Raw genomic sequence first — 12,818 nt, 5'->3', positions numbered from 1 at the left:
TGCCAAAATTCCTCACTTTCTATTCTGGACCTTTTTCATAATGCGGATATCCTTGCCCGTCAGCTTGCAAAGATGATATGAGCTGGCGATTCGGGAGGATACGCGCTCTGAATACATGGACTTGATGTCGTCCAAAGAAAAATTGGTTGTGATAATGGTAGATTTATTCCTGTTCAGTCTCTCATTAATGCATGTAAAAAGCTGAGGAATCGATGTATTAGAAACATGCTCAGTCCCCAGGTCATCAATTATGAGAAGTTCTGTATTGTAAAGGTCGTCATAAAGTGACCTCAGCTCCTCTGATTTTTTGAAATCATAAGTATTGGTCTGGATCAGTGAAAAGAGGGAAGCAGCGCTGAAATACAACACGGAATGCCCTTTTTCAAGGATTTCCTTAGCAATACAAATGGAAAGGAATGATTTACCAGTACCAACTGTACCATAAAAGAGGAGGTTTGGGTATAAACTTTCAAAATTCTTAATAAATTCTTTCGAAGTTCTGACTGCACCGCGAAAACGATCCAGATCCTCCCCTTCGTAGTAATCTTCGGATAAAATACTGAAATTAGCCTCTTCTGCCAGCTTGTTGATATTGGACTGGGCATAGAGGCGCTCAATTATTTTCTGCTTGAAGCATGCACATTTTTCGTTACCGACATAACCGGTATCCTTACAAAATGGGCATTCATATTCCATTTCAAGATAATCGTCGGAAAGTCCGGCTTCACGAAGAAGGCTGAGTTTTCGTTCGGAAACCTCTGCCAGCTGTCTGTGAAGCTCGGATTTGTCCAACTTCTCCCCGTTTAAGAGGCGACGCCCGAAGGCTGCGCTTCTTTTTCCTGTCTCCTGTTCGAGATCAAGGTAGCCAGGAACATGTTGCTCAACATACCTGATTCGCTTGGTAAGCTCACTTCTCTTGAGAGTACGAAGTCTCTCGTAATCGTGCATGATTTCATCATACTGAGTGTTTGTTAATGCCATAGCGATGTTCCCCTCCCTGTGCTCCCCTCACGGATTTGATCGCCGCGGGGGGAACACATATCTTAATTGTCCAGTAACTGCTGTTCCAGACTAGAAAGATCGTAGTCGTTTTGTCTAAACTGATGAAAACGATTGTTAGTTCTTATATTATCTGCCTTCTTGGCTGTTTCTTTTTTGGCTGTCTCCTTGCCGAAATCTGAATCAAGTTTATTGATATCAGCAACAGTCTTAACTCCGCCCTTGTACCAGCTTCTGAGGATACCGTCGCAGTACTGAAGGCGCTTAACCTGAGTCTGAAGTACTGTTCTGCGGCATGCCTCTGTGATGATAACAAGTGAAAAACCGTAATCATTCTGCCAACGATCAAAGAACTGAAGCTCAGCAGGAGTAGGAGCGTTCTGCATTCCAAGCTCCTTCATGATCTGATAAGCTGCTTTGCCTGCTGCATTCTCGCGGCTTGCCTCTGCTGTAGTTGTAATTCCTTTCTCGTGCCAGTTCATTGCAACCTTGCGGACGTAATCGAAGTCCTTCTTGCCATTGCTTGCACAGTGCTGAAGAAGGTAGTCCAGAAGATCCTCTGAGAACTCAAGCTCATCCTGAATATAGTAGATAGTCTTGATCTCGCCGGGATTAAGAGTGCGACCGAAGTACTGCTCAGCTACGAAAAGCATCTGCGGATTCTCCTTGTGATCCACTTTCTTCTTAGGCTTCTTAACAACTGAATACTTAGGCTGAGGCTCCTCCTGCGTCATACGTACAGAACGAAGAGATGTAACCTTAGCGGCTCTCTTAGGAAGTATATCCTGCATGTGGATACCAATCAGCTGACCTGCAGCATCGAGCTCAAGCCCGATGAGTCCTTGCTCCTCCCAGTAGGAGAGGGCGCGCTGAACGTCCTTCTCCGTATAATTAAACTTATCTGCAAGGTCAGCGACGCTGGTAGCCGTGCCTGCGCACATCATGCGAAGCAGATAAAGGTAAACCTTTATCTGAGCATCATTAGCATCTTCAAGATATTCATCAATAAAGATATTGGAAAGTGATGTCGTTGACATCATTGAATTGTGATTAATTGTAACTCGCCCCATCATGTGATTTCTTCACCCACTTTTTTCATATTTTTCTCTTTAATTCTCTTTAACACGACTTGAATTATACACAAAAGAAAGCTTTGTGCAAATGGGAAAAATGACGATAAAAATGCAGAGCCACACTGGGCTTGGACCATCCCGGTCCTTTGTGGACAATGTGGATAACGTGGACTATTTTTACGGAAAATGTAAAGAAAACCGCTGACAGCACATTTAGTTTCGAGGGTGCGGTCAGCGGAAGTTATCCACATGAAATTTTGATTAAATTGTGCAAGATGTAAGTGGATAGGGTGGACAATTACCTTCCTAAAAGGTCATTTGCGATATTTACAATATCGCCTGCCCCCATGGTTATCAACATGTCATCCTTAGTGCAATTTTGCAAAAGAAATTTTTCTATTTCGTCAAAGGATGGGAAGTAATAACATTCATGTCCCAAGGACTCGATTTTTTCCTTAAGAGTCCTGGAGCTGATGCCTAAGTTATCGGTCTCTCTTGCTGCATAAATATCAGCAATTATCAGTTTATCTGCAGGAAGAAGAGCGTTTGCAAACTCATCCATAAGTGCCTTGGTCCTTGTGAAGGTGTGAGGCTGGAAAACTACCCAGAGAGTTTTATGAGGATAGTTCTTGGCAGCGCTCAGTGTTGCAGCGATCTCTGTGGGATGATGAGCATAGTCATCAATAATGGTAAGGCCGTCAACGGTTCCTCTGTACTCAAAGCGTCTGCCTGTTCCTGTAAAGGAGGATAATCCGGCAGCAATCTCAGCGTCCGGAACCTCAAACACATCTGCTGTTGCAGCGGCAGCCACGGCATTGCCGATGTTGTGCTTGCCCGGAACCTTTAAGGAAATATCAAAACCATTTCCGTTCCTTCTATTAATATGGAACGAAGCGTTACCAAAAGCGTCATAGCTGATATCAGTAGGATAATAGTCGAATTCATCTGAAAAACCGTAGGTCTTTATGTTGCAGGAAAGACCATCTGTGATCTCGGAGAGATTCGGGATTTCGCCGTTTATTACAAGTGTTCCGTTTTCAGGAATGAGCTCGGCAAATTTTCTAAAGGATCTTCTGATGTCGTCGAGGTCCTTGAAGAAGTCAAGGTGATCGGCGTCGATATTAAGAATGATGCCGACTCCCGGGAAAAAGCTAAGGAAGCTGTTTGTATACTCGCAGGCCTCTGTAACGAAATATTTGGAAGCGCCGATCCTGATGTTGCCGTCGATGTCCTTTAAAAAGCCGCCGATTGAAACGGTGGGATCAAGCTTACCCTCGATCATTATCTTGGAAACCATTGCAGTGGTTGTGGTCTTACCGTGAGTTCCCGCAACGTTAACAGGAAGATAGTAGTGCTGCATTATCTGACCTAAGAGCTCAGCTCTTGTGAGCATTGGAATTCCAAGCTCCTTTGCTGCAGCAAATTCCGGGTTATCCGGATGAACTGCGGCGGTGTAAACTACAAGATCGGGCTTATTAGCGGGATCGATATTTTCAGCCTTCTGACCGAAGTGAACCCTGATGCCTGCCTTTACAAGTTCAGCGGTAGCGTCTGATTCTGAACGGTCGGAGCCTGTTACCTTAAAGCCTCTGTCTGCAAGCACCAGCGCAAGACCGCTCATGGAGATGCCGCCGATGCCGATAAAATATACACTTATGGGATTATCAAAGCTAATCTGATACACGATGTCCCTCCTGATTTTCTTATTAAATGTGCGCAAAAACTAATTTTGCTCTTTACCGAAATTCTACTACTTCGCATTAATCATGTCAAAATTAAAAAAAGGTATCAAAAAGATAGAAAAATAGCGGATTTTTTTTGTTAATAAGTTTCCTTTAATTTTTTAATGTGATATACTCTAAGTGGTGATTTATTTGGGGGGAATTAAAATCTACCATTAATAAAATACACCGGATACTATATTTAGATGACAACGAGGTCTTAACATGATAAAAAAAGAGATGATTGCCATGTTGCTGGCCGGTGGGCAAGGTAGCAGACTGGGCGTTCTGACCGCAAAGATGGCAAAACCGGCAGTTTCATTTGGCGGTAAATACCGCATCATTGACTTTCCATTGAGTAACTGTATCAATTCAGGAGTAGATACAGTGGGTGTACTTACTCAGTACAGACCGCTGCGTCTTAATTCGCATATCGGAATCGGTATTCCGTGGGATCTTGACCGTAATATCGGTGGTGTATCCATTTTGCCTCCTTATGAAAAGAGTGCAAACAGTGAGTGGTATACCGGAACAGCGAATGCTATTTTCCAGAACTTAGAGTATATGGAGAACTATCATCCTGACTATGTGCTCATTCTTTCCGGTGACCATATTTACAAGATGGATTACGAGACAATGCTTGATTTCCACAAGGCGAACGGAGCTGATGTAACTATCGCAGTTATGCCCGTGCCGATCGAGGAAGCGAGCAGATTCGGAATCATGATTACCGATGAGGACAGGAAAATTGTGGACTTCGAGGAGAAACCCGAGAAGCCGCGTTCCAACCTTGCATCCATGGGTATCTATATCTTCTCATGGGAAGCTCTTAAGGAGGCGCTCATCACTAATCAGGATCAGCCAGGTCTTGATTTTGGTAAGCATATCATTCCTTACTGCAAGGAGAAGGGACAGTCCCTTTATGCATACGAGTTTGACGGCTACTGGAAGGATGTAGGAACACTTACATCTTATTGGGAAGCTAACATGGAGCTCATTGATATTGTTCCTGAGTTCAACCTTTACGAGGAGTATTGGAAGATCTACACAAGAAACGAGGTTCAGCCTCCGCAGTACTTAGGACCTGAGAGCTCTACTTCCAGAAGTATTATCGGTGAAGGTTCTGAGATTTACGGAGAGGTTCATAATTCCGTTATCGGATGCGGAGTTAAGATTGGTAAGGGCACAGTAGTAAGCCACTCAATCATCATGAACGGAACCGAGATCGGTGAGAACTGTAATATTGAAAAGGCAGTTATAGCCGAGAATGTAAAGGTCGGCAATAATGTAAAGCTTGGCGAGGGTGACGAAGTTCAGAACGAGACCAAGCCCGGAATTTATAGAGACGGAATCGTAACTATCGGAGAAAAATCAGTTGTGCCTGACGGCGTATCCGTTGGAAAGAACACAATGATCTCCGGTGTAACTACCGAAGCAGACTATCCTGACAGAGTACTGGGTAGCGGAAGAACATTAGATAAGGCAGGTGATAGGTAGTGAGAGCGATTGGAATTATTCTTGCCGGAGGCGGCAGTAACCGCATGCACGAGCTTTCTAAAAACAGAGCCGTTTGCGCTATGCCCATTGCCGGTTTTTACAGAAGTATTGATTTTGCACTTAGTAACATGACGAACTCCCACATTCAGACGGTGGCGGTTTTCACGCAGTATAATGCAGGAAGCCTTAATACCCACCTTTCATCATCCAAGTGGTGGGACTTCGGACGTAAGCAGGGTGGTCTTTATGTATTCACTCCTGCAGCAAAGGCTAACGGAAATCTCTGGTACAGAGGAACCGCCGATGCTATTGCGCAGAACCTCAGCTTTTTGAAGAGCTGTCATGAGCCCTATGTGGTTATCACATCAGGTGACTGCGTATACAAGATGGATTATAACAAGCTTCTCGAGTATCACATCGAAAAGCAGGCAGATATCACAGTGGTTTGCAAGGACGTTGCAGCAGATATCGATGCTGAGAGATTCGGAACACTCCGCATGAATGAGGAGAGCCGTATCGAGGAGTTTGAGGAGAAGCCCGTTGTGGCAAGATCCAACACGGTTTCCTGCGGTATTTACGTTATCAGACGCCGCCAGCTCATAGAGCTGATCGAGAAAGCACAGACAGAAGAGAGATTCGACTTCGTTAGGGATATCCTCGTGAGATACAAGGATATGAAGAGAATCTATGGTTATAAGCTGAAGACATATTGGAATAACATCGCTTCAGTTGAGGATTACTTCCGCACCAACATGGACTTCCTTAAACCGGAAGTAAGGAACTACTTCTTCAACGAGTATCCCGGTGTTTATACCAAGGTAGTTGACCTTCCGCCGGCAAAATACAATGTGGGAGTTAAGGTTTCAAACAGCCTTATCTCAAGCGGATGCATCATAAATGGTATGGTTGAGGATTCAGTTATTTTCAAGGGAGCATTCATTGGTAATAACTGCTACATCAAGAATTCAATCATCCTGAATGACGTTTACATTGGAGACAACACTCACATTGAGAATTGCATCGTGGAGAGTCATGGTACCATTCAGGCAAACTCCTATTACAAGGGAGAGAATGACATCAAAATAGTAGTAGAAAATAATGAGAGGTATGTAATCTAAGTATTCATAAGACATTTCTAAAAGGGGGACAAACAGGATGAATATTACAGATGTTCGTGTCAGAAAAGTAGCAAAGCAGGGCAAAATGCGTGCAATCGTTTCAATCACACTTGATAATGAATTCGTAGTTCATGACATCAAGGTTATTGAGGGCGACAAGGGGCTTTTCATTGCAATGCCCAGCAAGAAATCAGTTGATGGAGAGTATCGCGATATTGCACATCCTATCAACTCCGACACCAGAAGGTTACTTCAGGACACAATTCTTAAGGCCTATGACGAGGCTTCAGATGAAGTTATCGATTCAAGACCTGTAGCTGAAGAGCCTGCACCGACAGGAGTTGGAAGTTTGTTTTGATATAAAATTGTATTCAGAATGATTTTATGAGATTATATGGGGAGTGGCGTTTGGACGTCATTCCCTATTATTTTATTAAGAAAGAAAGCCTTCGCCCTTTAGGGAGAAGGTGTCTGCGAAGCAGACGGATGAGGGTAATATGTATTTAATAGCAGGACTCGGCAATCCCGAGAAGAAATATAATGCCACAAGACATAACGTTGGCTTTGGTGTAATAGATTTATTATCTGAAAAGTATGACATAGATCTGACTGAGATGAAGTTCAAGGGAATGTATGGAAAGGGAAGGATCGGTAATGAAAAGGTGATCCTCTTAAAGCCCCTCACCTACATGAACCTTAGCGGTGAATCCATCAGACCTGTGGCTGATTATTTTAAGATCGATACTAAGACGGAGCTTATTGTTATCTCCGATGATATAGAGCTTGATCCAGGAAGAATCAGGGTTCGTCCCGGCGGAAGTGCCGGCGGACACAACGGCCTTAAGAGCATAATCGCTCAGCTTGGTCACGATCAGTTTGCGAGAGTAAGAGTTGGTGTTGGCAAAAAGCCGCCGAGAATTGATCTTGCAGACTGGGTTCTTGGACATTTTGATAAAGAGGATACTGCACTTGTCATGGATGCCATGGAGCATGCTGCAGATGCGATAAATATAATCATGGAAAACGACGTGAATGCCGCCATGAACAAGTGGAACGGATATAAACCCGAAGAAAACAAATGAGATAGGATGAAACTAAATGCCTTCTCCGTTGGGAGAAGGTGTCTACACAGCAGACGGATGAGGGTAATATGAGAGCAATAGAAGCGCCTCTTCAGGAACTGGAGGCTTTCCAAAAACTGAATAAATATCTTGAAAAGCCCTTTGCCTGTGCGGAGGTTTCAGGATGCATGGATTCTCAGAAACTTCATTTTATAGGAGGGCTGGCGCAGGACTTTAAGTACCGCATCATCGTAACCTACAGCGATATCAGGGTTAAGGAGATTGTGGAGGATTACAGATTCTACGACCGCAATGTGACGGTTTACCCTGCAAAGGATTTGATCTTTTACCAGGCGGATATCCACTCCAATGAAATCGTAAGGGAGAGAATCCGATGCTTGAGACGCCTTATTGAGGGACGTCCCGTTACAGTTGTCACCACCTTCTCAAGTCTTATGACACCTCAGATTCCGATAGATGTCATCAAGGATAACATCCTGAAAATCGACAAGAGAAAGCCCGTCAATGAGAGGGAGATAGCAAAGACTCTCACAAAGATCGGTTATTCCAGAGTGTATCAGGTCGGTGCTCCGGGAGAGTTTTCCGTAAGAGGTGACATCATCGATGTCTTCGATTTGACTGAGGAGAACCCCTACAGAATAGAGCTTTGGGGTGACGAGGTTGAGAACATCAGAAGCTTCGACATTATGACCCAGCGCTCGATCGATAAGCTGGAGTCCATCGAGATCTATCCCGCAGCCGAGATTATCCTTACGGATGATGAGAAAAAGCAGGGCTTAAAGAAGATGGAGAGCGAGACGAAGCTTGTCTATCAAAAGCTCCGCGACGAGTTTAAGACAGAGGCTGCCCACAGGATAAAGACTTCCTTCGAGGAACTTAAGGAAGAGCTCACAGAGCTTGAGCTGGAGGTCAACTTAGAGAGCTATATCAGATATTTCTATGATAAGACGGTGACCTTCTTAGAGCTTTTCCCTGCAGGAAAATCCTGCATTTTCATAGATGAACCGCTTCATGTATTAGAGCACGCATCTGCGGTTGAGACAGAGTTTAGGGAGAGCATGATCCACAGATCAGAGAATGGATATGCCCTGCCTTCCCAGATGGATCTTCTGTACTCAGCTGAAGAGTGTATCGCCAGAATGCAGAGCACAAGGCGAGTCATGGTATCTGCACTTCAGGCACCTGCGGGACTTAACAAGTTTGAGCCGGAGCTTCATGTGGAGGTTCATGCGAGAAGTATCTCGCCCTACAACAACAGCTTTGAATCCCTGGTCCATGACCTCAAGGGCTTTGTGAAAAATGGTTACAAGGTTCTGATATTGTCAGGATCCCGAACGAGAGCCAAGCGAATTGTTGAGGATTTGCGAGATCAGAATGTAACAGCTTTTTATAGTGAAAATCCCATGAGAGAGCTGCAGCCCGGGGAGATAATGACCTATTACGGAAGAATCCTTAAGGGCTTTGAGTACACTGATTTAAAATTCGCGGTTATCTCAGAGAGTGATATTTTCACTGAGCATAAAAAGAAAAAGAGAAAGAGCTCCAAGTCAAAGTACAGCGGAGAAAAGATTTCAGGATTTTCGGACCTCACTGTGGGTGACTATGTTGTCCACGAGGACCACGGACTTGGAATCTACAAGGGAATCGAGAAGATTGAAACTGACCATGTTGTCAGGGATTATATAAAGATCAGCTACGCAGATGGCGGTAATCTCTACGTTCTTGCGACGGGACTTAACGTCATTCAGAAGTATGCAAGCGGAGATGCAGGGGCTGACGGCAAGGCCAGAAAGCCGAAGCTTAATAAGCTTGGAACCGGCGACTGGAAGAGAACTAAGAACAAGGTAAGGACAGCGGTTGAGGAGATCGCGGACGACCTTGTGGAGCTCTATGCCAAAAGGCAGAACAGCAACGGCTATCAGTTTAGCCGTGATACTGTGTGGCAGCAGGAGTTTGAGGACGCATTTCCTTTTGATGAGACAGAGGATCAGCTGGTCGCTATATCGGACACTAAAGGTGACATGGAATCCTCCAGGATCATGGACAGACTTATCTGCGGTGACGTTGGATTTGGTAAAACCGAGGTGGCTATACGTGCTGCCTTCAAGGCGGTTCAGGATGGAAAACAGGTTGCTATTCTGGTTCCCACAACCATCCTTGCGCAGCAGCATTATAACACCTTCACTGAGAGAATGAAGGACTTCCCCGTGAGGGTTGATATGATGTCCAGATTCCGCACAGCTTCCGAGCAGAAGAAGACAGTTGAGGATCTGAAAAAGGGTCTTGTTGATGTGGTCATCGGAACCCATAGACTTTTGTCCAAGGATGTTGTGTATAAGGATTTGGGACTTCTTGTTGTGGATGAGGAGCAGAGATTTGGCGTAACCCACAAAGAGAAGATAAAGAAGCTTAAGGAAAATGTGGATGTTTTGACACTGTCCGCAACGCCTATTCCCAGAACACTTCACATGTCTCTGGTTGGAATAAGGGACATGAGCGTTCTTGAGGAAGCGCCCATGGACAGACAGCCCATCCAGACCTTCGTCTGCGAGTACAACGATGAGATGGTCCGCGAGGCGATTTCCAGAGAGGTGGCAAGAGGCGGTCAGGTTTACTATGTTTATAACAGGGTTAATGACATCGCTGATGTGGCTGCAAGAATCCAGAAGCTGGTGCCTGAGGTGAACGTATCCTTTGCCCATGGTCAGATGAAGGAATCTGAGCTTGAGCGAATAATGTACGACTTCATAGACGGCGAGATCAATGTGCTGGTATCTACCACCATCATTGAGACCGGACTTGATATATCAAATGCCAACACGATGATCATCCACGATTCTGATAAGATGGGACTTTCACAGCTTTATCAGTTAAGAGGACGTGTCGGAAGATCCAACAGAACAGCCTACGCTTTTCTTATGTACAAGAGAAATAAGATGCTGAGGGAAGTTGCTGAAAAAAGACTCTCCGCGATTCGTGAGTTCACGGACTTAGGCTCCGGCTTTAAGATCGCCATGAGAGACCTTGAGATCAGAGGTGCAGGTAACCTCCTTGGAAAGAGCCAGTCAGGTCACATGGCTTCAGTAGGATATGACCTCTACTGCAAGATGCTTGGTGAAGCGGTTCGAAGGAAGAAGGGCGAGGAGAAGGATGCCCTTTTGGAAGATTTTTCAACAAGTGTGGACATCGATGTAGACGCATTCATTCCAAGCGATTATATTGTTAACGAGGAGCAAAAGCTCGAGATCTATAAGCGAATCGCCGGAATCGAGAACGAGGGCGACCGCGATGATATGAGAGATGAGCTTCGCGACCGCTTTGGAGATATTCCTGAGTCGGTGGACAATCTTATAAGAATATCACTCTTAAGAGAAAAAGCGCACAAGCTTTATATCCTGGAGATAAAGGGCGGAAACGGCGAGGTTGCAATTAAGATGAACAACAACGCCAGACTGAAGGCGGAGAATATTCCGGTTTTCATAGATGCCTGCGAAGGAAAAATTAATTTCAGACCGGCTTCATATCCGCTGTTTTTGTATAAATATGTTAAGGATAACAATACTCTTCAGGCGGAAAGACAGCTCCTTAAGGATGTGGAAGAGATAATTGAGAAGATGGAAGTTCTTGCAGATAACTAATTAAGTGGAGACAACATGGACGAGATACAGATAATTAACGAAAGATACATAACACAGCTTCGTGAGCGTGTGGAGAGAAAGCTTGGAGAGAGTCACGGCGCCTGCGAGCCTTTGGATAGTGCTCTTAGAAATGTAAGAGAACCCATAGAGAATCCTAAGGTTGTTTATCAGGGAGAGCCCGGAGCCTACAGCGAGATGGCGGCTATTTCTTTTTTTGGAAAAGGCGTTAACAGTGAAGGCCTTGTTCATTTTGAGGACACCTTCGAAGCCATTAAAAGCGGAGCGGCAGACTATGCGGTTCTTCCTATTGAGAACTCATCCACAGGTGCAATCCGCCAGGTGTATGATCTTCTTGCTCAATATGAGTGCTATATGGTGGGCGAGACAACCGTAAGAGTAAAGCACAACCTGATGGTTCTTCCGGATGCGGATATGTCTGATATCAAGACAGTTTTCTCACATGAGCAGGGAATATTCCAGTGCGAGCAGTTTTTAAATGAGCATCGCGATTGGGTGAGGGTCCCTCAGGCAGACACCGCGGGAAGTGCACGCATGGTTTCCGAGCTTGGTGATAAGAGTAAGGCTGCCATCTGCTCATCAAGAGCCGCTGAGATCTACGGGCTTAAGATAATAAAAGAGGGCATTAATACAAATAGAAGTAACACCACAAGATTCGTGGTGGTATCGCCAATGATGGAGCTCAGACCCGGAAGAGACAAGATCTGTATCAGCTTCAGAACTGAGCATAAGGCCGGAGCACTTCATGAAGCCCTTACAGTTTTCAGAATTTACGGACTTAACCTTGTAAGGCTGGAGTCACGCCCCATTCCTGAGCAGAAGTGGCAGTACATGTTTTTTGCTGAGTTCACAGGAGACTTGACGGTTGAAGGAATGAACAGGGTTATTGAAGCACTTCAGTGCACGGTAAGTGATATCAGGATATTTGGTAACTTTGTGGAGAATCTGTAATTAGTATTTGTAAGGATTCCGGATGTAGAAATAAAGAATAAAATTACGAAGTAGAAATATAGATAGGTAATAAAAAAGAATGCTGTCGCAAAATAACTGCGGCAGCATTTTCAACATATTTTAAAGTCTCTTAACTGTACATTTCTGATTTTCACCGTGACGGATTTCATTCTTGCGGCATCTGAAAACATGCGCGTTTTCAAGGGAAATAACATTTCCACCATCTGCGGCAAGAGCAGCAAGCATCTGATTATAAAATGTTTTGTAATCCGCTTCTGTCATCGACATCACGAAATCGTGGTGCTGGTGATCCGTTGAAATGACGCAGGATTTATATCTGTTGTCGTAATGAACTCCGTAGAACTTGCATATCTCATCCTGTAAATCATTGGTAGCATTGATACAGTGCATTGCAATATACATAGCGACCTCCCTCAAAGAAAACTACAGAAATATAATTCTGAATAATTTTAGTATTCCTTTTATATTTTAGACTATTGATCAATAAAAAACCACTAGGGGGCCGCATCTAGTCCCTACATAATCTGGGTTATGTAAGCTTGGAAATTTAAGAGCATTTTTTGTGATTTGGTATCCTTTTAGGCTGATTTCTTAGGCTTTTTTATGACTGTTTGGAAATTTCAGTGTATTTTTATAGGTTTGGTACCCGTGTTTTGGAAAATTATGGGTACCAAATCGCTAGAAATCATTATATATTTCC

Annotated in this window: 10 protein-coding genes; 6 read left to right on the top strand and 4 right to left on the bottom strand. The window is 44.3% G+C overall.

Features of this window, described 5'->3' with window-relative positions; genetic code table 11:
* Positions 1–12: 12 nt before the first annotated feature.
* The 3 genes from G587_RS0106155 to murC form a co-directional block, all read right to left on the bottom strand.
* Positions 13–981 carry an ATP-binding protein gene (locus tag G587_RS0106155; protein ID WP_026491511.1) on the bottom strand — a complete coding sequence of 323 codons (969 nt, stop codon included), beginning with the start codon at positions 979–981 and terminating at the stop codon, positions 13–15.
* Between the two features lie 62 nt (positions 982–1,043).
* Entirely contained in the window at positions 1,044–2,069 is a 1,026-nt protein-coding gene (locus G587_RS0106150) for a DnaD domain protein (RefSeq protein WP_026491510.1), read from the bottom strand.
* A gap of 301 nt (positions 2,070–2,370) precedes the next feature.
* The gene (gene murC / locus G587_RS0106140) at positions 2,371–3,756 is read right to left on the bottom strand and encodes a UDP-N-acetylmuramate--L-alanine ligase (RefSeq protein ID WP_026491509.1); all 1,386 of its coding nucleotides are present in this window, start codon (positions 3,754–3,756) and stop codon (positions 2,371–2,373) included.
* 262 nt (positions 3,757–4,018) lie between these two features.
* Here murC and G587_RS0106135 point away from each other — a divergent pair, with 262 nt between their 5' ends.
* The 6 genes from G587_RS0106135 to G587_RS21655 all read left to right on the top strand — a co-directional run bounded on the left by G587_RS0106135 (position 4,019) and on the right by G587_RS21655 (position 12,097).
* Positions 4,019–5,290, top strand: a complete 1,272-nt coding sequence (locus G587_RS0106135; RefSeq protein ID WP_026491508.1) for a glucose-1-phosphate adenylyltransferase — start codon at positions 4,019–4,021, stop codon at positions 5,288–5,290.
* Complete coding sequence (glgD, locus tag G587_RS0106130; RefSeq protein ID WP_026491507.1) at positions 5,290–6,408, top strand: glucose-1-phosphate adenylyltransferase subunit GlgD; 1,119 nt, start codon at positions 5,290–5,292, stop codon at positions 6,406–6,408. The genes G587_RS0106135 and glgD overlap by 1 nt, the downstream gene beginning before the upstream one ends.
* A gap of 37 nt (positions 6,409–6,445) precedes the next feature.
* Positions 6,446–6,766, top strand: a complete 321-nt coding sequence (gene spoVG / locus G587_RS0106125; RefSeq protein WP_026491506.1) for a septation regulator SpoVG — start codon at positions 6,446–6,448, stop codon at positions 6,764–6,766.
* Positions 6,767–6,905: 139 nt separating this feature from the next.
* Positions 6,906–7,490: an aminoacyl-tRNA hydrolase gene (pth, locus tag G587_RS0106120; RefSeq protein ID WP_026491505.1), complete on the top strand. Its 585-nt coding sequence runs from the start codon at positions 6,906–6,908 to the stop codon at positions 7,488–7,490.
* Positions 7,491–7,558: 68 nt separating this feature from the next.
* Complete coding sequence (gene mfd / locus G587_RS0106115) at positions 7,559–11,128, top strand: transcription-repair coupling factor (protein ID WP_026491504.1); 3,570 nt, start codon at positions 7,559–7,561, stop codon at positions 11,126–11,128.
* Positions 11,129–11,143: 15 nt separating this feature from the next.
* Positions 11,144–12,097, top strand: coding sequence for a prephenate dehydratase (locus tag G587_RS21655; RefSeq protein WP_051200805.1), 954 nt, complete (start codon positions 11,144–11,146; stop codon positions 12,095–12,097).
* 120 nt (positions 12,098–12,217) lie between these two features.
* Here G587_RS21655 and G587_RS0106105 read toward each other — a convergent pair whose 3' ends face one another.
* Entirely contained in the window at positions 12,218–12,520 is a 303-nt protein-coding gene (locus tag G587_RS0106105; RefSeq protein ID WP_026491503.1) for a hypothetical protein, read from the bottom strand.
* Positions 12,521–12,818: the final 298 nt, after the last annotated feature.

The organism is Butyrivibrio sp. XPD2002, from assembly GCF_000423945.1.
In the GTDB taxonomy this organism is placed as follows: Bacteria; Bacillota; Clostridia; order Lachnospirales; family Lachnospiraceae; genus Butyrivibrio.
Note: the sequence above shows the minus strand (reverse complement) of the source record. Positions and strands in the feature narration are given on the sequence as shown.

Bases quoted from the DNA above. Each gene is read 5' to 3' on its own strand.
- G587_RS0106155 (WP_026491511.1), bottom strand. From the start codon at position 981: ATGGCATTAACAAACACTCAGTATGATGAAATCATGCACGATTACGAG.
- G587_RS0106150 (WP_026491510.1), bottom strand. From the start codon at position 2,069: ATGGGGCGAGTTACAATTAATCACAATTCAATGATGTCAACGACATCA.
- G587_RS0106135 (WP_026491508.1), top strand. From the start codon at position 4,019: ATGATAAAAAAAGAGATGATTGCCATGTTGCTGGCCGGTGGGCAAGGT.
- spoVG (WP_026491506.1), top strand. From the start codon at position 6,446: ATGAATATTACAGATGTTCGTGTCAGAAAAGTAGCAAAGCAGGGCAAA.
- pth (WP_026491505.1), top strand. From the start codon at position 6,906: ATGTATTTAATAGCAGGACTCGGCAATCCCGAGAAGAAATATAATGCC.
- mfd (WP_026491504.1), top strand. From the start codon at position 7,559: ATGAGAGCAATAGAAGCGCCTCTTCAGGAACTGGAGGCTTTCCAAAAA.
- G587_RS21655 (WP_051200805.1), top strand. From the start codon at position 11,144: ATGGACGAGATACAGATAATTAACGAAAGATACATAACACAGCTTCGT.
- G587_RS0106105 (WP_026491503.1), bottom strand. From the start codon at position 12,520: ATGTATATTGCAATGCACTGTATCAATGCTACCAATGATTTACAGGAT.